Genomic DNA, 23478 nt, shown 5'->3' with positions numbered 1-23478 from the left:
CCCAGCCGCCTATCGTGACCCGCCCAGTACGCTCGCAATACGAAGACTTCATGCGCCATGTCTACGAGCATGGCGTGGCCAAGGGTGACCGCACCGGCACCGGCACGCGCAGCGTGTTCGGCCACCAGATGCGCTTCGATCTGAACGAAGGCTTCCCCCTCGTCACGACCAAGAAGGTCTTCCTGAAGGCCGTGATCGTGGAACTGCTGTGGTTCCTGCGTGGCGATTCCAACGTGAAATGGCTGCAGGACAACGGCTGCACCATCTGGGACGAATGGGCCCGTGAAGACGGCAGCCTGGGGCCGGTGTACGGCGTGCAGTGGCGCAACTGGCCCAAGCCCGACGGCGGCCATATCGACCAGATCAGCGAGGTCGTGAGGCAGCTCAAGACCAACCCGGATTCGCGCCGCATCATCGTCAGCGCCTGGAACGTGGCCGAGCTCGACCAGATGGCGCTGATGCCCTGCCACGCCTTCTTCCAGTTCTATGTGGCGCCGCCCACCGAGGCCGGTGGCCGTGGCAAGCTGAGTTGCCAGCTCTACCAGCGCAGCGCTGACATCTTCCTGGGCGTGCCCTTCAATATCGCCAGCTACGCGCTGCTGACCCACATGCTGGCCCAGCAATGCAATCTGGACGTCGGCGATTTCATCTGGACGGGCGGCGACTGCCACCTCTACAACAACCACTTCGAGCAGGTTGAAACCCAGCTGGCGCGCGCCCCGCACCCCTACCCGGTGCTGAACATCAAGCGCAAGCCGGACTCGATCTTTGACTACGTCTACGAGGACTTCGAAGTGCTCGAGTACCAGCACCACGCGCCGATCAAGGCGCCGGTGGCCGTCTGAACCGAGCGGCTCAAGCGCCCGCAGGCATCAGCGGGCCATCCGCCGCCCCCAGCGCCGGGCCATCGAGCGAGCCCTCCGCCATTTCAGCGCGATTGCGCCCCCGGGCCTTGGCGCGGTAAAGCGCCTGATCGGCCTGCTGCATCAAGGCCGCAGCACCCTGCCCCGGCTGCAGCAATGCCACGCCGAAGCTGGCTGTGACTGGCCAGCCCGGCACCACCTGCACCTGGGCAGCCAGCAGCACACGCAAGCGCTCCGCCAATTGCCAGGCGGCTTGCGCCCCGGTGTGCGGCAGCACCAGCAAGAACTCCTCGCCGCCCACGCGGCCTGCGGTGTCCGCCACGCGCAGCGCGCCGCGCACATGCCGGGCCACCTCCTGCAGCACCCGGTCCCCGGTGGCGTGGCCATGTTCGTCGTTGATGCGCTTGAACAGGTCCAGGTCGAACATCAGCACGGCCAACGGCAAGGCATGTCGGTGAGCGCGTGCCACTTCGGCTTCGCAGCGCTCCAGCGTGTGCAGGCGGTTGTAGAGGCCGGTCAACCCATCGGTGCGCGCATGGCGCCGTGTATGGCGGTAGAGATACACCAGCGCGGCCACGCTCAAGACCAGCAGCATCAGCAAGGCGGCCATCGCACAGATCAGGCCGGACAGGCGCTGCTGCTCGCCCTGCTCCCAGGCGAGCCGGTCTTGAAGGTGCGCGTTCTCCAGCGTCTGCCGGTCGGTTTCGAAGCGCTCACGGATCAGGGCAGACTGGTGGATCTGCTCGAACTTGGAGGCTTCCTTCAAGGCCCGTGATGCCTTCAACATGGCGTCATAGGCTGCCGCATGCTGCCCCAGCCCTGACAGCGAGGTAGCCAGGCAATAGCTGGCGTCCCACAACAGGAATCGGTTGTCAGTCGCCTCGGCGAGCGCAACCGCGCGACGCGCGTAAGCGGTGGCCGGCTCAAAGTCTTTCATGTCGCGCGTCACACTGGCGAGGTGCGTCAAGCTGTTGACTTGATCTGCGAGACGCCCGAGCCTCGCCCGGATCTCGAACGCTTGATTCAGTGGCGCGATGGCTTCCTTGTGGCGATCCAGCATGCGCAGCACATAGCCCTTGATCAGCAGCAGGTCAGCCGTCCCCTTGTCATGGCCGCTGTCGGCGAACAAGGCTTCGGGTTGGGCGAGCAGCGCCAGCGCCTCTTTGCGCTGGCCCAGCGCATTGCGCATCTGCGCTTCGCCGAGCAGGGCATAGGCCTTGGTCTGCACGGCCCATGCCGGCACCACCTTCAGGGCTTGCTGGTGGCAGCGCAGGGCCTCGGCGTAATCGCGCAGGAGCTCCTGCAACTTGCCCAGCGCCACCCAGGCCAAAGCCTCGCGATCAGCCCACCCCATCCGAGCCGCCTCTTGTATCGCCTCGGTGAGGGCGCGGGTAGCCTCCTCACTCTGGCCAAGTTCACTGGCGTTCGTCGCCGCAACCAGCTTGACGCGCCACCGCAGCACATCGTCCGCGGCCGCCGGCAAGCCCTTCTGCAGCGGCAACAGCAAGCGCGCAGCGGCGAAATGCTGCCCTTCTGCCGCGGCCTTGGCGGCCTGCAGCAGCTTGCGCTCTACGCCGAGCACAGGGTCGTTCTTCAGCTCGGGCTGCACATCCCACCGCGACAGCAGTTCAGACACATCGCGCAGGTCGCCATAAAGCAGGATCTGCTCAGAGGCGGCCTGCTCGGCGCGCACCTGCGCGGCAGGGCTGCGCGCCTGCCGGCGTGCATCAACCACCGCCGCCGAAGCGCTGGTCAGTGAACGCTGCAGGGCTTCATCCATTGCTTGTCGGGTGTCAGCCGCCGCGGGCTGAACCAGGTTCAAAAGCAACAGGGCGGCAAGCATTGCGGGCCACCGGCAAAGCGCGCCTCGCACAAGCACTCGTTGCGCGACCACTTGTTGCGCACTGGCCAGACACCGCACCGCCATCTCGGCGATGCCAGCCCCGGCCAATGGCCAAACACTTTCGGTCCGCTGCATGTGCACCTCTGGCCCCTCGTGAACCGGACCACCGCAGGCGGCCCCGTGAAGGTCTTGGTCGTTGGATGATCGGTTTCCTTACAGCGGACAGCAAAGTTGCGTGAAAGAAACGTTCTGCGCAATTCCATCACAAAGCGCATCGGCAGTGTGAGGCACTCGGCCCCTCGTTCGGACGAGGCGACAATGGCGCCATGCCTGCCTCCACCACTCCCCCTGTGACCTTGATCGCCGCCCTGGCCAGCGACCGGGGCATCGGCCTGAACAACCAGTTGCTCTGGCACCTGCCTGAAGACATGGCGCATTTCCGGCGTCAGACCCAGGGCTGCCCGGTGATCATGGGCCGCAAGACCTGGGACTCGCTGCCGCCGCGGTTTCGCCCGCTGCCAGGACGCCAGAACATCGTCATCACCCGCCAAGCTGGCTTCGATGCGCCGGGCGCCATCGTCACGCACAGCGTGGAAGACGCCCTATCGGCCGCTGACCGCACTTCGCCTCGCGTGTTCGTGATCGGCGGTGAGCAGATCTACCAGGCGGCCCTGCCCGTGGCCGACGAGCTGGTGCTCACCGAGGTCGAGCTGACGCTGCCCGCCGACGCCTTCTTCCCGGCCTGGGAGCACGGCAGCTTCACCGAAACGAGCCGCGAACGTCATCAAGCCGCTGCGCCCAATGCGTTCCACTTCAGCTTTGTCACCTACCAACGAACCCCTGCAAGGAACTGAACCGATGTCCGGACATGGTTTTCACGTGCACGGCCCGCACGACCACGAACTTGAACACGCTGCCCAGCACAACCCGGAAGGCATGGCCGGCAAGCTGGCGGTGATCACGGCCATCCTCGCCACAGTCGGGGCGCTGTTCTCCTACATGGGCGGGGCCACGCAGGCCAATGCCGGCCTCTACAAGAACAACGCGGCCATCAAGAAGACCGAGGCCTCGAACAAGTGGAACTACTACCAGGCCAAGAGCAGCAAGCAGAACCTGGCTGAGTTGGCGCTGGCCCTGGTGCCGGAAGACCGCAAGGCTGGCTACCAGGCCGAAATCGAGCGCTACAAGGGCGAAAAGGCAGACATCAAGAAGGAAGCCGAAGCCCTTGAAGAGGCCGCCACCGAGTGGGACCACCAGTCGGATGAGCAGATGCACCAGCATCACCGCTGGGCACAGGCCACGACGGCACTGCAGATCTCGATCGCCATGGCTGCCATCGCCCTGCTGACCAAACGCCGCTGGATGGCCTGGGGCACCGTGGGCATCGGTGGCGTGGGCGTGGTGGTGGGCGTGCTGGCCTGGTTCCATGTCTGAGAGCGAAACCCCCAAGAGCAACGCCATGCAACTCGCCACCTGGAACGTCAATTCGCTGGGCGTGCGCCTGCCCCAACTGCTGGACTGGCTGAAAGCCCACCCGGTGGAGGCGCTGGTGCTGCAGGAAACCAAGCTCACCGACGACAAGTTCCCGCAGGCCGAGATTGAAGCCGCCGGCTACCACGTCGTGTTTCATGGCCAGAAGACCTACAACGGCGTGGCGCTGCTGTCGCGCAGCCCGGCAACCGATGTGGTTCGCAACATCCCCGGTTTTGCCGATCAGCAGGCCCGGGTGATTGCAGGCACGGTGAACGGCATCCGCGTGATTGGTGGCTACTTCCCCAACGGCCAGGCGCCCGACAGCGACAAGTTCGTCTACAAGATGGGCTGGCTGACGGCCCTGCGGGAATGGGTGCGCGGGCAACTGGCCGCCCACCCCGAGCTGGTGCTGATGGGCGACTACAACATCGCCCCGGACGACCGGGATGTGTACGACCCCGTCGCGTGGGCCGGGCAGATCCACTGCACCGACGAGGAACGCACGCACTTCCAGCAACTGCTGGGGCTGGGCCTGAGTGATGCGTTCCGGCTGTTCGATCAGCCGCCGAAGATCTGGAGCTGGTGGGATTACCGCAACCTGGCGTTCCGCAAGAACCAGGGCCTGCGCATCGACCACATCCTGGTCAGCCAGGCCTTGGTGCCGTCGGTGCAAAGCTGCGAGGTCGACAAGCCAACCCGCAAGAACGAACGCCCCAGCGACCACGCCCCCGTACTGGTGACGCTGAGCCGCTGAGGCGTTGTTTGCTTGATCCGGGCGCATGATGCGCCCGGAGCCTGTCACTCGTCGAGGTCCAGTTCCTGGATCTTGCGGGTGATGGTGTTGCGGCCGATGCCCAGCTTTTGCGCCGCCTCGATGCGACGGCCGCGGGTCAGGTACAGCGCGGTCTGGATCAGGCGAGCCTCGAACTGGCGGGTCAGCACGTCCCACACCTCGGGCGCACCAGCCTCCAGCAGGCGACGCGCCTCGGCTTCCAGATCCACCAGCCACGAAGGGCCGCTGCCGTCAGGCGACGCCGACGGCGCGGTGGCCGTTGCACCCGCGACAACGGCGACGGGTTGCCCGACGGGCGCAACCGCGGCTGGCGCCACTGCTGCGGCCACAGCGACCGTAGGCGCCACACCCGGCAGGTTCACCGACAGGCTGTTGCGCTCCTGAACCTCAGGCCCACCGCCCGCCAGCAACTCAGGCGGCAAGTCCTTCGACTCGATCACCTGCGCCGGCGCCATCACCGTCAGCCAGTGGCAGACGTTTTCCAGCTGGCGCACATTGCCCGGGAACTCGAAGGTCTTGAGCAGCTCCAGCGCTTCATCGGTGATGCGCTTGGGCTCGACGCCAAGGTCCTTCGCGCTCTTCTGCAGGAAGAACTTGGCCAGCGCCGGCACGTCGTCAGAACGCTCGCGCAGCGGCGGCAGGCGCAGCCGGATCACGTTCAGTCGGTGGAACAAGTCTTCGCGGAACACACCCTGCCGCACCCGGTCTTCCAGGTTCTGGTGGGTGGCCGCAATGACGCGCACGTTGGCCTTCAGCGGCTGGTGACCGCCCACGCGGTAGAACTGGCCGTCTGAGAGCACTCGCAGCAGGCGGGTTTGCAGATCGAACGGCATGTCGCCGATTTCGTCGAGGAACAGCGTGCCGCCGTCAGCCTGCTCGAAGCGGCCGCGGCGCATGGTCTGCGCGCCGGTGAAGGCGCCGCGCTCATGGCCGAACAGCTCGGACTCCAGCAGGTCTTTCGGGATGGCCGCGGTGTTGATCGCGATGAAGGGCCCGTTGCTGCCCAGATCGCCACGCGGGCTGTGCCGGTGCAGCGCGCGCGCCACCAGCTCCTTGCCGGAGCCGGACTCACCGGTGATCAGCACCGTGACATTGCTTTGCGACAGGCGGCCGATCGCACGGAAGACGTCCTGCATGGCCGGCGCCTGGCCGAGGATTTCCGGGGCCGGCGCGTTGCGCTCGTCATTGACCTCTTCGCGCAGGCTCTCGTCCACGGCGCGGCGGATGAGCTCGACGGCCTTGGTCAGGTCGAACGGCTTGGGCAGGTACTCGAACGCCCCGCCCTGGAAAGCCGACACCGCGCTGTCCAGGTCAGAGTAGGCGGTCATGATGATCACCGGCAAACCGGGGATGCGCTCCTTGACCTTGGCCAGCAAGTCGAGGCCCGAGCCACCCGGCATGCGGATGTCACTGACCAGGACCTGCGGCTCGTCGTCTGCCAGCGCCGCAAGCACTTCTCGCGGATTGGCGAAACTGCGGACCGGCAGTTGCTCACGGGCCAGTGCTTTTTCAAGCACGAAGCGGATGGATTGGTCGTCGTCAACGATCCAGATGGGTTTCATTCAGGCAACTTTTGCGTCAGGGCAACGGAATCACGATCTTGAAGACCGTGCGTCCCGGCGCGCTGTCGCATTCGATCGTGCCCTGATGCTGTTGCACGAATGTCTGCGCCAGCGTGAGCCCAAGTCCTGAGCCACCGTCCCGCCCTGACACCAGCGGGTAGAAGATACGGTCTCTCAAACTGTCGGGGACGCCCGGTCCGTTGTCCTGGATATGCAATTCCAGTGCCAGTCGAAACCGTTGCTTGCCGATCGTGACTTGCCGCGAGACCCGCGTGCGCAGCGTGATGCAGGCATCGCCCTCGTCAATGCGCTCATTCAAGGCCTGGCAGGCGTTGTGAACGATGTTGAGCACGGCCTGGATGAGCTGCTCGCGGTCACCGCGGAACTCGGGGATCGAGGCGTCGTAGTCGCGCTCCACGCGCAGGCCGCGTGAATGCTCGGCCAGCACCAGCGAGCGCACCCGCTCACAGACCTCGTGGATGTTCACGTCACCCACCACATGCGGCTTGCGGTGCGGCGCCAGCAGGCGATCGACCAGCGTCTGCAGCCGGTCCGCCTCGTGGATGATCACCTGGGTGTATTCGATCAGCTCGGGGCTGGGCAGATCCATCGCCAGCAGCTGCGCGGCGCCGCGAATGCCACCGAGCGGGTTCTTGATCTCATGCGCCAGGTTGCGGATCAGCTCTTTGGTGACCTGCGCCTGGCCCAGCGCCCGCTCTTCGCGGTCTTGCCGGGTCTGCTGCTCGATCTCGATCATCTCGACCAGGATGCGGCTGTGCGAATGCTCGGTCTGGCTGACGATGATGTGCACAGGCAGAGGCTCGGCGTGGCCGACCACCGCGCGGCGCAGCGCGCCTTCAAAGCGGCGGGTGGCGAACTCGTTGCGCGACACGGCATCGATCGCTTCCAGCAGCGCCGAAGGCTCTCTGAACCACTCGGGCAAGGTGCGGGTGACCAGCGTGCGGCGAGACAGCCCCACCACCGATTCGAGCACCGCATTGGCGAACAGACAGGTGCCATCAGGCTGAACGACGGCAACCATCGTGGCCAGCAGATCGAACGCTTCCCATGCCCGGACTTCGTCAGGGGCGGCTTGTTCAGAAAATTGCATCATCCACCGAGCTTCTGGATTTCACGCTTGATGGCGGCCACATCAGCCTCCTTGCGGGTCACGGCGGCCTTGAGTTCGGCGACGCGATCGAGATATTTCTGGGCGTTGCGCTCATCGCCGCGGCGCTCTGGCTCGCCGTTGTTGTACTCGCGCTTGGCAGCCTCCAGTGCGGCTTCTTCCTTGCGGAGTTCAGCCTCCAGGATGCGGCGGGCGTCGGTGTCGCGGCCGCGTTGCTCGGCGGCGTCCACCCGGGCGTCAGGCGGCCTCGGGCCGGAGGCTGGCGGGGTGCTGGGCGATGTGCTCGGCTTGGGCTTGGTGCCCGGCACCGTGGTGGGCTGCTGGGTTTCTCGGGCCTTGCAGCCGCGCTGCTCGGCTTCCTTGGCGCCAATGGTGTTGGTGAACACATTGCCGGGGCAGATGTAATAGACCGACGGCGCCTGCGCCAGGGCGGGCAGAACGGTCAACACCGGCGCCACCAGCAGGGTGCGGCCAAGCGTGCGGGAGATCAAGCTGGACAGCGTCAATTTCATGCCTTGATTGTGCAGCCAAAAAAAAGGGACGGCCAAAGCCGTCCCTCTTGCTTGCACTGGATCCGGAGGATCAGAGTGCGTAGTACATGTCGAATTCGACCGGGTGCGTGGCCATGCGGAAACGCGTGACTTCCTGCATCTTCAGGTCGATGTACGCATCGATGTACGCATCGGTGAACACGCCACCCTTGGTCAGGAACGCGCGGTCCTTGTCCAGGTATTCCAGAGCCTGGTCCAGGCTGTGGCAGACCGTCGGGATCAGCTTGTCTTCTTCCGGCGGCAGGTGGTACAGGTCCTTCGTTGCGGCTTCGCCCGGATGGATCTTGTTTTCCACGCCGTCCAGACCGGCCATCAGCAGTGCTGCGAAGGCCAGGTACGGGTTGGCGGAAGGATCCGGGAAACGTGCTTCGATACGGCGGCCCTTCGGGTTCGCGACGTAAGGAATACGGATTGAGGCCGAGCGGTTCTTGGCCGAGTAAGCCAGCTTCACCGGGGCTTCGAAGCCAGGCACCAGACGCTTGTACGAGTTCGTACCCGGGTTGGTGATGGCGTTCAGGGCACGGGCGTGCTTGATGATGCCGCCGATGTAGTACAGCGCGAATTCCGACAGGCCTGCATAGCCGTCACCGGCGAACAGGTTCTTGCCGTCCTTCCAGACCGACTGGTGCACGTGCATGCCCGAACCGTTGTCGCCAACGATCGGCTTCGGCATGAAGGTCGCGGTCTTGCCGTAGGCATGAGCGACGTTCACGATGATGTACTTCTGCAGCTGGACCCAGTCAGCGCGCTCAACCAGCGAGCTGAACTTGGTGCCGATTTCCATCTGGCCGGCGTTCGCCACTTCGTGGTGGTGCACTTCGACCGGAATGCCGCACTGCTCGAGCAGCAGGCACATTTCCGAACGCATGTCCTGGGCGCTGTCGACCGGGGGAACCGGGAAGTAGCCACCCTTGACGGTCGGGCGATAGCCGGTGTTACCGTGCTCGTATTCACGGCCCGAGTTCCAGGCGCCTTCTTCGGAGTCGATCTTGAAGAACGAGCCCGACATTTCATTGGCCCAACGGACGCTGTCGAACACGAAGAATTCGGGTTCCGGACCGAAGTAAGCCACGTCGCCCAGGCCCGAGGCCTTCATGTAGGCTTCAGCGCGCTTGGCCAGCGAACGCGGATCGCGCTCGTAAGGCTTGCCGTCGGCCGGATCGATGACGTCGCAGGTCAGGATCAGCGTCGGCTCTTCGAAAAACGGGTCGATGTTGGCCGTGCTCGGGTCGGGCATCAACTGCATGTCGGAGGCTTCAATGCCCTTCCAGCCAGCAATCGAAGAACCGTCGAACGCGTGGCCCGAGGTGAACTTGTCTTCGTCAAAGTGGGAAACCGGCACGGTGACGTGCTGTTCCTTGCCACGGGTATCGGTGAAGCGGAAGTCAACGAACTTGATTTCGTTGTCCTTCACCATCTTCATCACATCGGCGACGGTCTTTGCCATCAAGGGGCTCCTGGCGGATGAGTTGTCAACGGGTTCTTGAGTCAGTGACCAGAACAAGCCTGCTTTCAAGGGCAAGCTCGGACTTGTCACGGCCGAAAGAATGTAGCAGAAACCATGCCCAGAAATGGGGATGCCAACGCAAGCGGCTGCCAGAAGACACCACCGTGGGTGCAAGACCGCTTCCTCGCGGAAACCTCAGGCATGGCAGTGCTTGAATTTGCGGAATGCACCGAAATGGCGCCCTCGGTAGCGCCAACTTGGTGCATTCAATTCGCACTCATTCGGTGCGCACCTTGATGTCGGTGAATCGGGCGAGGCCAGCCATCAAGGCGTCGAATGCGGCGGGCAGGTCGCCAGACGCGCCCTTCACGCCCAGTTCGATGTGACGGCCACGCACCGGGTGATCCACGCTGGGCAAGCTGAACACGCGGATGCCGGGATGGTCGCGCTCGATGTCGAGCATCAGCGGCGTCAGCGTGGACTCCATGCTGCCGAACACGAAGACCGACCGCTCCTCGACATCAGCGGGGCGGACGTGGCCGCACTGGGTGTCGAGCACCCAGGCCACCATCGGGTGCGCCATCACCGGGAAGCCGGGCACGAAGTGCACCGTGCCCACGCTGAAGCCCGGTATCTTGTTGTACGGATTCGGAATGATGCGGGCACCCTGCGGGAACACGCCCATGTTGAGGCGGTGCACGTTGTCGTCGCGCTCAGGCTCATAGGGCACGCCCTGCTCGGCCGCCACGTCGCGGATGCGCTCGAGGATGAGTTCGCGCGCCTCAGGGTTCAATGCCAGAGGCACGCCCAAGGCCGCGGCAGCGCACTGCCGGGTGTGGTCATCGGGCGTGGCACCGATGCCGCCGCAGGAAAACACGATATCGCCACTGGCGAAAGCGTCTCTCAGGGTGGCGGTGATGGATTCGCGGTCATCGCCGATGTAGCGCACCCAGGACAACATGTGGCCACGCTCCCTGAGCATCTCGATGACGCGGGCCATGTGCTTGTCCTGGCGACGGCCGGAGAGGATTTCGTCGCCGATGATGATGAGTCCGAAGGCCATGGTGCAGCTTGCCGAATGAAGAGAGACGCCCGGTCAGGGCAAAGGGGCGATCGAGGTGCCGCCGATGGGCGGTGCCGCATCGGTAGGGCCCGGCGCGATAGGCTCGATGACCTGGGGCGCCGGCTCGCGGTCGGTGCGCGGCGCCAGCACCTCGCCCTCCACCCGCACGCGGTGCGCCTGCAGCGCCGCCAAGGCGTAATGGGTGAACCACAGCGACGAGAACGCGAACACCAGGGTGTAGAGCCACACGGACACCGCCACCATCAGCGGCGCGAGGAACAGCATCGTCGCGCTGATGGCCCAGATCAGCGAGGGCGCAGCCCCCAGAAAGCCGGTGAACAACCCGATCACCAGCATGGGCCAGCGGTGCTGGGCGAGCAGCGCTTCGCGCTCTTCCCGGCTGGCGTGGTCAGCCAGCGCATCGAAGCCCATCACACGTGCCGTGAGCCAGCCCCAGATCAGCGGCGGAATCAGCAACATGAGGGGCGGAATGAACCACAGCGGCATCGTGATGAGCAGCGCCAGCATGGCCACGACGGTGGCACCGAGGCCACGCAACAGGCCCTGCCACCAGGCGGCACCGTGTCGGCGCTGCAGCGCCGGAAAGCGCCGCTCGGCCACCAGGCTCACGATCGCTGGTGTCATCAAGCCGGCCACCAGCAGCAGGCTCACCACCACCACCACAGGCACCGCCATGCCCACCACCAGCAGCGGCGCCAGCACGGCACGGAAGCTCGGGCCGACAGACGCATCGACCCACTTGAGCATGGCCTCGATCAGCGACCAGCTTTCCAGCGAGGCGCGCACGCCGGCCACGGCGGCTTCCCAGAAGAAGTAGCCCAGCCCGACCGCCAGCCCGCCCGCGATCAACAGGGGCAGCAGCGACAGGCCGATGACACGCGGCATCAGCAGGTAAACGGCTGCGCGCCAGGAAGAATCAAGCAGAAGTTTCATCCCGCGAGCATAACGGCAAGCCCGGGGCCTTGCCGCCGCGGGCCGTGCCGCTTAAGCGCGCCCGAAGAGGCGGCGCAGGCCGAGCCGTTGCTGCGCCCAGAAGGTGTTGCCGTAATCGCGGCCACCCTCTTCCGGCAACTGGTCACGGATGCCTGTGGCGCCGTCGACCGGGGCGAAACTGGCGGTGCGGAAAAGCAAATCCCACACGGGCAGCAACACGGCGAAGTTGTGGCCACCCAGCGTGCCCTTGCCCTCTGACTCATGGCCGATGCCCATGGCATGGTGCAGCCGATGAAACCGCGGGCTGACCAGCAGGCGCTCGCCCAGCCAACCAAAGCTCAGACGGACGTTGGCGTGCGACAGGCTTTCGAGCAGTTGCGAGATGGCGACGAGCGCCACGAACTGCCCGGGCGCCACGCCAATCACGCGGGCCACCAGCACGAAGATGCAGTCCACCAGCAGGCTATCGAGCAGGTGGTTCCGGTTGTCGGTCCACATCGTCATGTGGCGCTGGCTGTGGTGGGTGGCATGCAGCGCCCACCACCAATCGAATTGATGCTGGGCGCGGTGCAAAAGGTAGTTCAGCAGGTCCAGCGCCACGAGGTAAACCACGAAGCCGGCCAATGCGGTGTCGCTCACCCCCGGCCAGGCCGGCGCGATCCACTGATCCAGGTGCCAGCCGTCCAGGCCCTGCACGGCCAGCCAGCCGAACAGGAGGTTCCAGACCGGGTCGATCAGGAAGAACATGGCGACACGGAACACGCCCAGCCGGTGCAGCAAGGTGTAGATCACGTCGGTGGCCACGGCCATGCGGCGCTCGGCGCGGCCGATGGCCGACTGCGGCTCGCGCTCGATCGGCCGCCAGCGCTGCAATGGGCCCAGCACCAGCAGCATGACCACCAGCTGCAGCAGGCCCACCAGCAACCAGCCGGTCGCGTCATAAGCATCAGACAACAAAGACGCCAACCCCGCGTGGAACAGCACCGGCTGCACCACCGTCTCGAACAGCAGCTGCTGGACCTGTCCAAACAGATCACCGAGCCAGTCAAAGAGTTGCGCCAGTACCGCCATGGACGTTCAGGGTGTTGCCGTGGCCAGAAGTTCCCGGTAGCTCGGGTGATCACGCAGGCTGGCAAAGCACAGGCCGCGCGCCTTCAGGCCGTTGATCAGGGGCTCCAGCACCGCAGGCGCCCAGGGGTCTTGCCGCGACCAGATGCCGAGGTGCGCCATCAGGATATCGCCGGCCTGCACATCACGCAGCGCCTTGGCCAGCAATTGGGCATTCGGGAATTTTTCGCTCGAGAGCTCGTCGCCGAGAAACCCGGCGGGCGCCCAGCCCACATGCGCATAACCGCACTGCCTGGCCGCGGCCAGCAACGCGGGCGAGGTCTTGCCACCGGGGGCGCGGAACAGCGGCACGCGCCGCTGCTGGCCAGTCATGGCCTGCACACGTGCGCCAACGCGGTCCAGTTCCTGGCAGTACTCGGCCGCGCTCCACTCGAAGGTCTGGCCTGACTTGGGGCCGGCGCTGGGTCGCATCAGGAACCGACCGCCGGGACGGTCCGCCATCCAGTAGACATGGTCGAAGGTGTGACTGGCCAGCAGGTGACCCTCGGCGGCGCGGGCTTTCCACCAGGGCGCCCAATGCTCATCGAGGCTGGTGCCCTCGGTACGCGTGCGCTCATTGGCAAGGAAAAAGGTGACCGGCACCTGCTGGCGTTGCAGCACTTCGGCCACCAGCGGCGCCACGCCCATGTGGCCTGTGTCGAATGTCAGGTAGACCGGCCGGCTGCAGGTGGCTGCCGGCCCGGGCAGGGCCACAGCGGCCAGTGCCAGCCCAAGGCCGAACTGGCGGGCAACCTTATTGGCGGCCGGCATGGTCCAGCGTCCACACACCGTGCGGCGAGCGGCCGACGTTGACCTGGCGCAGCACCTGCTTGGTTTCGATGTCGATGTAGGTCAGCTTGCGGGCCCAGCGTGAGCTCACCAGCAGCGTCTTGCCGTCGGCCAGCAGTTCCATGCAGTCCGGGCCGCCCGGGCCGGGCAGCTGGCTCACCACCGTCATCGTCTGCGTATCGATGATGCTGATGGTGTTGGCCACGCGGTTGCTCACGAAGATGTGGCGCTTGTCGCCCTTGGCGCGGAAGGCGTGGGCGCCCTCCCCGGTCTCGATGCGCTTGATCAGCTTGGCCGGGCCGCTGGACACGTCGTAGGCCTCGACGAAGCGGTCGCCAGTCAAGCCGACAAACAGCGTCTTGTCATCGGCTGTGAGGTACACGTCCGCCGGCAGCTTGCCGGTGCCCACGCGCCAGCGGATCGACTGGCTGGCCAGATCGACGGCCACCAGCTCGTTGCTGTCCTGCATGGTTGCGAAGATCGTCGTGCTCTTGCTGTCGATCCACTGGTGGCTCGGCGTCTTGCCGGTGGAGATGCGCTTGGCCAGCCTCAGCGGCTCGGCGGCGTTCTCGGGCTGCCAGCGGTAGATGTCGACGTGATCGAGGCGGTTGGCCAGCGTCACGAACCACTTCATGTCGGGCGAGAAGCGCAGTTGGTACGGGTCTACGATGCCGGTGATGGTGCGCTGCACGGTGGCGTTCACCGGGTCGATGAAGGTCAGCGTGTCGCCCACGGCGTTGGCCACGAGCAGCGACTTCTCGTCAGGCGACATGTAGAGGTGATGCGGCTCCTTGCCGACCGGGATGCGCTTGACCTCGGTGAAGCGCAGCGGATCGACCACGCTGACGCTGGCGTCGAGCGAGTTCAGCACGAAGATGGGACGCGGCGCTGCGGGCGCCGGTGCGGCAGCCGCCGGCTTGGCCGGGCTCTGCGCAGCAACCAGCGCGCAGGCAAGAGACAGCATCACGCCAGCAGCGGACTGGCGAAGCGAAAGGCGATCAACAAAAGGCAGGTTCACAGCGCGGCGGGCTCATTGGGGGCAACCCGCAAGTGTAGGCGCTGTGAACGCCACCGCGGAAAGGCAAACGCGCCGGGCGTTTGTCCTTCCGCAATTCCGACTCACTCGTCGTCGCCGCCCAACACGGCACCCAGCAGGCCCCCGGCACCAAAACCGCCCAGCATCGAACCCTCTTCGCGGGAGCCACCACCCGCCTGCGGTGCTGCAGCGAAGATGCGGCTGGCCAGTCGCGAGAACGGCAGGCTCTGCAGCCAGATCGTGCCCGGGCCGGTCATCTTGGCGAAGAACAGGCCTTCACCGCCGAACAGCGCCGTCTTGATCTTGCCAACGTACTGGATCTCGAAGTCGACGTTCGGGGTGTAGGCCACGACGCAACCGGTGTCCACCAGCAGCGTTTCGCCGGCCTTCAGTTCACGACGCACCACGGTGCCACCGGCATGCACAAACGCCAGGCCGTCACCTTCGAGCTTCTGCATGATGAAGCCTTCGCCGCCAAAGAAGCCGACCGACAGCTTCTGCTGGAAGTGAATGCCGAGCGACACACCGCGGGCAGCGCAAAGGAACGCGTCCTTCTGGCAGATCAGCGTGCCGCCCATCTTGCTCAAGTCCATCGGCAGGATCTTGCCTGGGTACGGGGCGGCAAAGGCCACGCGCTGCTTCGACGACACCTGGTTGGTGTAGACCGTGGTGAACAGCGACTCGCCCGTCACAAGCCGCTTGCCGGCGCCGAGCAGCTTGCCGAAGAAGCCGCCGCCTGACTTGGCGCCGTCACCGAAGACGGTGTCCATGCCGATGCCGGCGTCCATGAACATCAGACTGCCGGCCTCGCCGACTGCAGCCTCGCCCGGGTCGAGTTCGACCTCGACGAACTGCATTTCCGAGCCCTTGATTTCGAAGTCCACCACGTCCATCGCCATGTTCATCACCCCTTCAACGGGAAGTCTGCAAAGGCGCGAATGGTACCGAAATACGAAGGCAATCTCAGGACTTGCGCAGGCCGTTGAAACAGGTCTGCAACACCCACTCGATGATGCGCTCATCGGTGTGCTGCCCGCTGGCCTGCATCACGCCCGGAACCGGGTCACAGGCACGGGCGAACAAGGTGTAGAGCACCAGCTCAGGCGGCAAGGTGTCATCGATGCTGCCGTCCGCCTGGGCGGCCACGATCCAGGCGCCCATCTGCTCGCTGACCTCATTGAGGCGGTCGAGGTAGGCGGTGTCCGACACCAGCGTCGCGCGGAGCGTGGAATTCTGCGAGGGCAAGGCCGGCATCTCGCCCGCCAGCTGCAACTGCAAGGCCCAGCCGGTGACCGAGCGCAGGCACTGCACCGGCGTCAACTCAGGCCGGCCCGTCAGGGTGTTCATGTGCTCCAGCGTGCGCGCCAGCACACGAACCATCGCCGCCGCAGCGAGCGCCTCCTTGGAGGCGAAGTGCTTGTAGAGACTGGCTTTGGCGATACCGACGTCAGCGGCCACCTCGTCCACCGTCATGCTGTCGAAGCCCTTTTCGGCCAACAAGCGATTGACGGACGTGATGATGGCGTCCTCACGGACGCGGAGCACCTGCTCGCGGAAAGAGATCTTGGCCATGGGCGCTATTTTAGGCGCCCACGGCTATAAGGTGACTGACAAGTTTTCAATGCAGGCGAATGCATCGCGAACAGACCCGCGAGTCATGCCCGCGCCCCCTGCCGGTCAGTCACTCGGTTCAGCGCACCCAGCTGATGAAATTGTCGACCGAGCGGCGCACCTTCTTCAGGCTGACCAGCCAATCCTTGGCGGGCTCGCGATAGCCCAGCGGCAGGATGACGACGCTGCGCAGGCCACGGGCACGCAAGCCCAGGATCTCGTCCAGCGCGTTCGGATCAAAACCTTCCATCGGCGTGCTGTCGACCTGCTCTTCCGCAGCCGCGATCAGCGCCGTGCCCAGGCCGATGTAGGCCTGGCGAGCCGCATGCTGGTAGTTCACTTCAGCTTCACGCTTCGGGTAGATGCCCAGCAGCATGTTGCGGTAGTTCTCCCAGCCTTCGTTCTTGAAGCCGCGCTCGTCGTTGGTCAGGTCGAACATCATGTTGATGCGCTCAACCGTGTAGTTGTCCCATGCCGCGAACACCAGCAGGTGCGAGCCATCGGTGATCTGGTTCTGGTTCCAGGCGATCGGCTTGATCTTCTCGCGCACTTCGGCGTTGGTCACGACGATCACTTCATACGGCTGCAGGCCGCTGGAGGTGGCGGTCAGGCGAATGGCTTCCAGAATGCGCTCAACCTTGTCCTCGGGCACAGGCTTGGCGGCGTCAAGCTTCTTGGCGGCGTAACGCCATTGCAGGTTCTGGAGCAGGCTCATGAATTGTCCTTTTGGTGGGATTGGGAATGACCGCGCGAAAAACACAGTCAGCGTGAGGGGCATCGTAGCCAGTGGCGCGCGGTGGTGCTGGCGTGGGGGCATCGGGACATGTCAGGCCGAACATGCACGCAAACGCCCGGTGGTACAACCCCACCATGCGAACCACCACCCTCCTGATTCCCACGCAGCTGCGCGAATCGACCGCCGGCATCAACCGCTCAGCAGCCATCACCACGGGCGTGGCCGCCTTCGTGGCCAACCCAGCGCTGCTGGGCCAGGGGATCACCCAGCGGGCACTGGCCGGCGCGGCGATGACTGCGCCGACGAAAGTGACCTGCACATTGGGCCCGGACACTCACGCCCAGATTGACCAGCTGTGCAGCCACACGGATCTGTCGAAGAACCAGATTGCAGCGTTGGCCTTGGAGTGGGTGCTGCAGACGCGGTGAGAAAACCCAAAGAAAAAGCCCTGGGTCGTTTGACACAGGGCTTTCCAGTTGTTCGCGATCTAGCGCGAACGTTGTGATGGTGGAGCCGGGGGGAATTGAACCCCCGTCCGCAAGCCATCGCCAGGTAGATCTACACGCTTAGCTGACTGATTTGGATCTCACCACCCCCGACGCGCAGCAGCACGCTTCGTTGGCAGCCAGCCACTTGATCTTATTTCCGGGTACATGGCCCACCTGGAAACCAGCCAATGTGAATGACCTCTCTGCCTAACACCTTGCGGCGTCAGACGCAGCCCATCGGCCAACTGCTGAGAGGCTCACCGGTGTTAAGCGGCGAGGGCGAAACGTTCGTCGTTCGCAGTTACTTTTTTTCCAGTGGTTTAACGAGCGGACTGGTGCTCGGCGTGCCCTATCCCAACTCCGCACCCACGTCGAAACCAGGTCGGCCCCAGGAAGTCTGTAGTTTAGGCTATCTCCAGCCAGTTCAAGAGCTCGGCCGGAAACTTAGTCACTGCGGTGGCGCCCCAGGCTTCGATCGCCTCGCCCTGGCCGAGGTAGCCCCAGCCCGCGGCCAGCGTCTGCATGCCGGCGGCGCGCCCGGCCTGTACGTCGCGCAGGTCGTCGCCCACGTAGACGCAACGCTCTGGCGCCACACCCATGCGTCGGGCGGCTTCCAGCAAGGGCTCAGGGTGAGGTTTGGCGTGCGGGGTTGTGTCACCACACACCAGCGTCTTGGCCACCGCATCGAGGCCCAGGCCCGCCACCACGGGTTGGGCGAACCGGGTCGCCTTGTTGGTCATGATGCCCCAGGGGATGCCGGCGCCGCTCAACTGCGCCAGCACCGGCGCCATGTCGTCAAACACGCGCGTGTGCACCAGCAGGGCCGCTTCGTAGATTGCCAGGAAGCGGTCACGCTGCTCAGGGAATGCCGCATCCAAAGGCGTGAGGCCCAAAGCCACGCCCACCATGCCGCGAGCACCAGAGCCCACCATGGGCCGAAGATCAGCGTAGGGCAGCGGTGGCAGGCCGTGCTCCGCACGCAGGGCGTTGGCAGCACCTGCCAGGTCGGGGGCGCTGTCAATCAGCGTGCCGTCCAGATCGAACAGCACCGCATCGATGTCGCCCCTCATCGCGGACGGCGGCAAGCCACCATGTAGTTCACGCTGGTGTCGCCGGACAACCAGTAGCGCTTGGTCAGCGGGTTGAACTCCATGCCCTTGAACTCATGCACTTCGAGGCCGGCCTCGCGCACCCAGCGCGAGAGTTCGCTCGGGCGGATGAACTTGGCATATTCGTGCGTGCCCTTGGGCAGCATCTTCAGCACGTACTCGGCACCGACGATCGCGAACAGGAAAGACTTGGGGTTGCGGTTCAGGGTCGAGAAAAACACCCAGCCACCCGGCTTGACCAGGGTGGCGCACGCACGCACCACCGAGCCTGGGTCGGGCACGTGCTCCAGCATTTCCATGCAGGTCACCACGTCAGCACTCGATGGGCGCTCCTCGGCCAGCGCCTCGGCGGCAATCTCGCGGTAGTCGACGGCCACGCCGGATTCCATGGCGTGCAGCTGCGCCACCTTCAGCGGCTTGACCGACAGATCGATGCCCGTGACACGCGCACCGCGCTGGGCCATCGATTCAGCCAGGATGCCCCCTCCGCAGCCCACATCGATCACGTCGTGGTTCGGCAAGGCTGCCAGAGCGGCAATCCAGTCCAGGCGCAGCGGATTGATCTGGTGCAGCGGGCGGAACTCACCATCGGGGTCCCACCAGCGGTGCGCCAGGTCACCAAATTTGCTCAGTTCTTGGGGGTCGGCATTCAGCATGGGGCAATGGTATCCGGGGCGATTCTGAAGAATGGGAGCGCCAATGAAAAAACCCCGCCGAGGCGGGGTTTCAGTGAGCAATCAGCGAACTGATTACTTCTTGGCGCGGGTGCCAACGACCTCGATTTCGACGCGGCGATTCTTCGCCTTGCCTTCCTTGGTCTTGTTGTCGGCCACAGGCTGCTTCTCGCCCTTGCCTTCGGTGTAGACGCGGTTCTTTTCCACGCCCTTGCCGACCAGATATTCCTTGACGGATTCAGCGCGGCGAACCGACAGCTTCTGGTTGTAGGCATCGGAGCCGTCGCTGTCGGTGTGGCCGACGGCGATGATGACTTCGAGGTTCATGCCCGAGGTCTTGCTGACCAGGTCATCCAGCTTGGCCTTGGCTTCGGTCTTCAGCACGGACTTGTCCACGTCGAAGAAAGCGTCAGCAGCGTAGGTGACCTTTTCGCTCACAGGAGCGGCAGGCACAGGAACCGGAGCCGGGGCAGGTGCCGGGGCCGGAGCCGGGGCAGCCTTAGGAGCCGGGGCAGGTGCCGGAGCCGGTGCCGGCGGCACGATAGCGCCGTCGCAGCCCTTGGCAGCCGTAGCCGGGGTCCAGTTGGCGTCGCGCCAGCACAGTTCATTGGTACCGTTCTTCCAGACGGTGCCATCAGTGGCGCGCCAGTTGTCAACGGATTGTGCGAAAGCCGGAGCGGCGAGCGCAGCCGATGCAAACAGCATCGCCACCTTGTTCAGTTTCTTCATGATTCTCCTCTCAAGGAAAGCCGCAGTTCACTGCGATACGTCCAAATCGGAAGCGAGATAACCTGGCAAACACCCGGTTTCGTCGAGCGCTCACCACCGACAACCGATTGTGCCATAGGGCTTTGGTCCGACTTTGTTTTGGCTTCCGGGGCAGGCAAGAGTGCCTGCAATGTTGCTTGGGAGCTACAAGCGGCGCCCCTTAGAATCTGCGCTTCCGTCTTTCCAGGCACCCGGCCGCAACCCGGCCCGAACAGCGCACCCGATGACCCAATTCGCCAAGGAAACCCTGCCCATCAGCCTCGAAGAGGAGATGCGGCGCTCCTACCTCGACTACGCCATGAGCGTGATCGTGGGACGTGCCCTGCCCGACGCGCGTGACGGCTTGAAGCCGGTGCACCGCCGCGTGCTGTTCGCGATGCACGAGTTGAACAACGACTGGAACCGGCCCTACAAGAAGTCGGCCCGTATCGTTGGTGACGTCATCGGTAAATATCACCCGCACGGTGACACCGCCGTTTACGACACCATCGTCCGCATGGCCCAGGATTTCTCCCTGCGTCACATGCTGGTTGATGGTCAGGGCAATTTCGGCTCGGTCGACGGCGACAACGCTGCGGCCATGCGGTACACCGAAATCCGCCTCTCGAAGATCGCCCATGAAATGCTGGCCGACATCGACAAGGAAACCGTCGACTTCGGACCGAACTACGACGGCTCAGAGAAAGAGCCGCTGGTGCTGCCGGCGCGCTTGCCCAACCTGCTGATCAACGGCTCGGCCGGCATCGCGGTGGGCATGGCCACCAACATCCCGCCGCACAACCTGAACGAGGTGGTCGACGCCTGCCTGCACCTGCTGAAGGCGCCGGACGCAACGATCGACCAGCTGATGGAAATCATCCCGGCGCCGGACTTCCCGACCGCCGGCATCATCTACGGCGTGAATGGCGTGCGCGAAGGCTATCGCACCGGTCGCGGCCGCGTGGTGATGCGCGCCAAGGTGCACTTCGAGGACATCGACCGTGGCTCGCGCCAGTCGATCATCGTTGACGAGCTGCCCTACCAGGTCAACAAGAAGACGCTGCTCGAGCGCATCGCCGAGCTGGTGCACGAGAAGAAGATCGACGGCATCAGCCACATCCAGGACGAGTCGGACAAGTCCGGCATGCGGGTGGTGATCGAGCTCAAGCGCGGCGAAGTGCCTGAGGTCGTGCTGAACAACCTCTACAAGCAGACCCAGCTGCAAGACACTTTCGGCGTCAACATGGTCGCGCTGATCGACGGTCAGCCGCGTCTGTGCAACCTGAAGCTGCTGCTGGAAATCTTCCTGGAGCACCGCCGCGAAGTGGTGACGCGCCGCACGGTGTTCGAGCTGCGCAAGGCGCGCGAGCGCGGCCACGTGCTGGAAGGCCTGGCCGTGGCGCTGGCCAACATCGATGAGTTCATCGAGCTGATCAAGAACTCGCCGACGCCGCCGATGGCCAAGGCCGCCTTGATGACCAAGAGCTGGGATTCGTCGCTGGTCCGCGAGATGCTCTCGCGCGCCGAAACCGACACCCCGGGCGGCCGTGCTGCTTATCGTCCGGACGGCCTGGCGCCCGAGTTCGGCATGCAGGCCGATGGCCTGTATCGCCTGTCGGAAGACCAGGCGGGCGAAATCCTGCAGATGCGCCTGCAACGCCTGACCGGCCTGGAGCAGGACAAGATCGTCGGCGAGTACAAGGACGTCATGTCGGTCATCGCCGACTTGCTGGACATCCTCGCCAAGCCCGAGCGCGTGACCTTCATCATCAGCGAAGAGCTGATCGCGCTGAAGCAGGAGTTCGGCCAGACCAAGGTCGGCGCACGCCGCTCGGTGGTCGAGCACAACGTGCAGGAACTCGGCACCGAAGACCTGATCACGCCGACCGACATGGTCGTGACGCTGAGCCACACCGGCTACATCAAGAGCCAGCCGCTGGCCGAGTACCGCGCACAGAAGCGCGGCGGCCGCGGCAAGCAAGCCACCGCCACGAAGGAAGACGACTGGGTCGACCAGCTGTTCATCGCCAACACCCACGACTGGATCCTGTGCTTCAGCGATCGCGGCCGCGTGTACTGGCTGAAGGTCTGGGAAGTGCCGCAGGGCGGCCGCGCCAGCCGCGGCAAGCCGATCGTCAATATGTTCCCGCTGCAGCCAGGCGAGAAGGTCACCGTGGTGCTGCCGCTGACCGGCACCAACCGCACCTTCCCTGCTGACCACTACGTGTTCATGTGCACGGCACGCGGCACCGTCAAGAAGACGGCGCTGGATGAATTCAGCAACCCGCGCAAGGCCGGCATCATCGCCGTGGACCTTGACGAAGGCGATTACCTGATCGGCGCCGCCCTGACCGACGGTCACCATGACGTGATGCTCTTCAGCGACGGCGGCAAGGCCGTGCGCTTCGACGAAGAAGACGTTCGTCCGCTGGGCCGTCAGGCGCGCGGCGTGCGCGGCATGATGCTGGAGGAAGGCCAGGGCGTGATCGCCATGCTGGTGGCCGAAGACGAAACCCAGAGCGTGCTGACGGCCACCGAAAACGGCTACGGCAAGCGCACCAGCATCGTCGAATACACCCGCCACGGCCGTGGCACGAAGGGCATGATCGCCATCCAGCAAACCGAGCGCAATGGCAAGGTTGTGGCCGCCACGCTGGTGCGTGCGGAAGACGAGATCATGCTGATCACCGACAAGGGCGTGCTGGTGCGCACCCGGGTCTCGGAGATCCGTGAACTCGGCCGCGCCACCCAGGGCGTGACGCTCATCTCGCTGGACGACGGCAGCAAGCTGTCGGGCCTGCAACGCATCGTCGAAAACGACGCCAACGTCGACACCGACGCTGAAGTTGAAGGCGACACCGAAGGCCAGGCCGACGCAGGCGAAGGCCCGGACAACAACCAGGATTCCGCTGAATGATCACCCTCCTCAAGCATTTGCCGCTGACGCTGCTGGCCAGCGCCCTGCTGGCAGGCACCGCCCATGCGGATGACAAGAAGGACCTCGCAGCCCGCGTGGTCCAGCTGCAGCAGCAGTCGGCCGAGAACGTCGGTCGTGCCGTGGCAGGCCAGACGGCGCAGCAGGTGCTGCAGGCCGCAGGTGGCGCCATCGGTGGCGTTGCGCCCGAAAAGCGCGAAGCCGTGGCGAAGGAAATCCAGGCCGACGTGAAGAAGTTTCACGACGAGATCGAGCCGGTGCTGCGCGACCGCGCCGTGAAGCTGTCGCAGCCCACGCTGGGCCCGCTGCTGGAAGAGAAGTTCACCGAAGACGAGCTCAAGACCATCATCACGTGGCTGGAATCGTCGGCGATGAAGAAGTTCAGCCAGATCAGCAACGACATGCAGAACGCGCTGAGCCAGAAGCTGGTGGCCGACACCCGCCCGACGGTGGAGCCGAAGCTGAAGGCCCTGGAAGACAACCTGCGCAAGAAGCTGGGCGTGCCCGTTGACGCTGCCGGCGCCGCCAAGCCCGCCGCTGCCAAACCCGTGAAGAAGTGATCTGATCC

At 64.8% G+C, this 23478-nt stretch carries 23 protein-coding genes and 1 other RNA gene; 7 read left to right on the top strand and 17 right to left on the bottom strand.

Annotated elements, in window-relative coordinates:
- Positions 1-11: 11 nt before the first annotated feature.
- Positions 12-845 carry a thymidylate synthase gene (locus AACH00_RS12280; RefSeq protein ID WP_341399469.1) on the top strand — a complete coding sequence of 278 codons (834 nt, stop codon included), beginning with the start codon at positions 12-14 and terminating at the stop codon, positions 843-845.
- 10 nt (positions 846-855) lie between these two features.
- Here AACH00_RS12280 and AACH00_RS12275 read toward each other — a convergent pair whose 3' ends face one another.
- Positions 856-2643, bottom strand: a complete 1788-nt coding sequence (locus AACH00_RS12275; RefSeq protein ID WP_341399426.1) for a diguanylate cyclase — start codon at positions 2641-2643, stop codon at positions 856-858.
- Between the two features lie 389 nt (positions 2644-3032).
- On the opposite strand from AACH00_RS12275, the gene AACH00_RS12270 reads away from it, so the two are divergent.
- The 3 genes from AACH00_RS12270 to xth are packed head-to-tail and all read left to right on the top strand — an operon-like array spanning position 3033 to position 4933.
- Complete coding sequence (locus tag AACH00_RS12270; RefSeq protein ID WP_341399425.1) at positions 3033-3560, top strand: dihydrofolate reductase; 528 nt, start codon at positions 3033-3035, stop codon at positions 3558-3560.
- A gap of 4 nt (positions 3561-3564) precedes the next feature.
- Entirely contained in the window at positions 3565-4140 is a 576-nt protein-coding gene (locus tag AACH00_RS12265) for a DUF4337 domain-containing protein (protein ID WP_341399424.1), read from the top strand.
- Between the two features lie 25 nt (positions 4141-4165).
- Positions 4166-4933 carry an exodeoxyribonuclease III gene (gene xth, locus AACH00_RS12260; RefSeq protein WP_341399468.1) on the top strand — a complete coding sequence of 256 codons (768 nt, stop codon included), beginning with the start codon at positions 4166-4168 and terminating at the stop codon, positions 4931-4933.
- Positions 4934-4977: 44 nt separating this feature from the next.
- Here xth and ntrC read toward each other — a convergent pair whose 3' ends face one another.
- The 12 genes from ntrC to AACH00_RS12200 form a co-directional block, all read right to left on the bottom strand.
- Positions 4978-6534: a nitrogen regulation protein NR(I) gene (gene ntrC, locus AACH00_RS12255; RefSeq protein WP_341399422.1), complete on the bottom strand. Its 1557-nt coding sequence runs from the start codon at positions 6532-6534 to the stop codon at positions 4978-4980.
- A gap of 16 nt (positions 6535-6550) precedes the next feature.
- The gene (glnL, locus tag AACH00_RS12250; RefSeq protein WP_341399421.1) at positions 6551-7648 is read right to left on the bottom strand and encodes a nitrogen regulation protein NR(II); all 1098 of its coding nucleotides are present in this window, start codon (positions 7646-7648) and stop codon (positions 6551-6553) included.
- On the bottom strand, positions 7645-8175 hold the full coding sequence (locus AACH00_RS12245) for a hypothetical protein (RefSeq protein WP_341399420.1): 531 nt from the start codon (positions 8173-8175) through the stop codon (positions 7645-7647). The genes glnL and AACH00_RS12245 overlap by 4 nt, the downstream gene beginning before the upstream one ends.
- A gap of 70 nt (positions 8176-8245) precedes the next feature.
- Positions 8246-9661, bottom strand: a complete 1416-nt coding sequence (gene glnA / locus AACH00_RS12240) for a type I glutamate--ammonia ligase (RefSeq protein WP_341399419.1) — start codon at positions 9659-9661, stop codon at positions 8246-8248.
- Between the two features lie 277 nt (positions 9662-9938).
- A complete protein-coding gene (locus AACH00_RS12235) occupies positions 9939-10724 on the bottom strand; it encodes a competence/damage-inducible protein A (RefSeq protein WP_341399418.1) in 786 nt (261 codons plus the stop codon).
- 33 nt (positions 10725-10757) lie between these two features.
- Positions 10758-11678 (bottom strand): EI24 domain-containing protein, encoded by a 921-nt coding sequence (locus AACH00_RS12230; protein ID WP_341399417.1) that lies wholly within the window; start codon positions 11676-11678, stop codon positions 10758-10760.
- Positions 11679-11729: 51 nt separating this feature from the next.
- Positions 11730-12749 carry a sterol desaturase family protein gene (locus AACH00_RS12225; protein ID WP_341399416.1) on the bottom strand — a complete coding sequence of 340 codons (1020 nt, stop codon included), beginning with the start codon at positions 12747-12749 and terminating at the stop codon, positions 11730-11732.
- 6 nt (positions 12750-12755) lie between these two features.
- Positions 12756-13556 (bottom strand): polysaccharide deacetylase family protein, encoded by an 801-nt coding sequence (locus tag AACH00_RS12220; protein WP_341399415.1) that lies wholly within the window; start codon positions 13554-13556, stop codon positions 12756-12758.
- On the bottom strand, positions 13540-14538 hold the full coding sequence (locus AACH00_RS12215; protein ID WP_341399414.1) for a YncE family protein: 999 nt from the start codon (positions 14536-14538) through the stop codon (positions 13540-13542). Before AACH00_RS12215 ends, AACH00_RS12220 begins: the two co-directional genes overlap by 17 nt.
- 155 nt (positions 14539-14693) lie before the next feature.
- Positions 14694-15509: a TIGR00266 family protein gene (locus AACH00_RS12210; RefSeq protein WP_341399467.1), complete on the bottom strand. Its 816-nt coding sequence runs from the start codon at positions 15507-15509 to the stop codon at positions 14694-14696.
- Between the two features lie 64 nt (positions 15510-15573).
- Positions 15574-16182 carry a TetR/AcrR family transcriptional regulator gene (locus AACH00_RS12205; RefSeq protein WP_341399413.1) on the bottom strand — a complete coding sequence of 203 codons (609 nt, stop codon included), beginning with the start codon at positions 16180-16182 and terminating at the stop codon, positions 15574-15576.
- Positions 16183-16300: 118 nt separating this feature from the next.
- On the bottom strand, positions 16301-16936 hold the full coding sequence (locus AACH00_RS12200) for an NAD(P)H-dependent oxidoreductase (RefSeq protein WP_341399412.1): 636 nt from the start codon (positions 16934-16936) through the stop codon (positions 16301-16303).
- 155 nt (positions 16937-17091) lie between these two features.
- Between AACH00_RS12200 and AACH00_RS12195 the strand changes: the two genes are divergently transcribed.
- The gene (locus AACH00_RS12195; RefSeq protein ID WP_341399410.1) at positions 17092-17385 is read left to right on the top strand and encodes a hypothetical protein; all 294 of its coding nucleotides are present in this window, start codon (positions 17092-17094) and stop codon (positions 17383-17385) included.
- A gap of 77 nt (positions 17386-17462) precedes the next feature.
- Here AACH00_RS12195 and ssrA read toward each other — a convergent pair.
- From ssrA to ompA, 4 genes are all read right to left on the bottom strand, one after another.
- Positions 17463-17835, bottom strand: a transfer-messenger RNA (tmRNA) gene (ssrA, locus tag AACH00_RS12190).
- A gap of 14 nt (positions 17836-17849) precedes the next feature.
- Positions 17850-18515, bottom strand: coding sequence for an HAD family hydrolase (locus tag AACH00_RS12185; RefSeq protein ID WP_341399409.1), 666 nt, complete (start codon positions 18513-18515; stop codon positions 17850-17852).
- Positions 18512-19210: a bifunctional 2-polyprenyl-6-hydroxyphenol methylase/3-demethylubiquinol 3-O-methyltransferase UbiG gene (gene ubiG, locus AACH00_RS12180; RefSeq protein ID WP_341399408.1), complete on the bottom strand. Its 699-nt coding sequence runs from the start codon at positions 19208-19210 to the stop codon at positions 18512-18514. Before ubiG ends, AACH00_RS12185 begins: the two co-directional genes overlap by 4 nt.
- Before the next feature lie 93 nt (positions 19211-19303).
- Complete coding sequence (gene ompA / locus AACH00_RS12175) at positions 19304-19957, bottom strand: outer membrane protein OmpA (RefSeq protein WP_341399407.1); 654 nt, start codon at positions 19955-19957, stop codon at positions 19304-19306.
- A 262-nt stretch (positions 19958-20219) separates the two neighbouring features.
- Between ompA and gyrA the strand changes: the two genes are divergently transcribed.
- Complete coding sequence (gyrA, locus tag AACH00_RS12170) at positions 20220-22892, top strand: DNA gyrase subunit A (RefSeq protein WP_341399406.1); 2673 nt, start codon at positions 20220-20222, stop codon at positions 22890-22892.
- Positions 22889-23470 carry a DUF2059 domain-containing protein gene (locus AACH00_RS12165; RefSeq protein ID WP_341399405.1) on the top strand — a complete coding sequence of 194 codons (582 nt, stop codon included), beginning with the start codon at positions 22889-22891 and terminating at the stop codon, positions 23468-23470. Before gyrA ends, AACH00_RS12165 begins: the two co-directional genes overlap by 4 nt.
- The last annotated feature ends 8 nt before the right edge of the window (positions 23471-23478 follow it).

This window comes from Ideonella margarita (assembly GCF_038066635.1).
In the GTDB taxonomy this organism is placed as follows: domain Bacteria; phylum Pseudomonadota; class Gammaproteobacteria; order Burkholderiales; family Burkholderiaceae_C; genus Ideonella; species Ideonella margarita.
The sequence above is the reverse complement of the archived record's forward strand: the minus strand, read 5'-3'. Positions and strand labels throughout refer to the sequence as shown.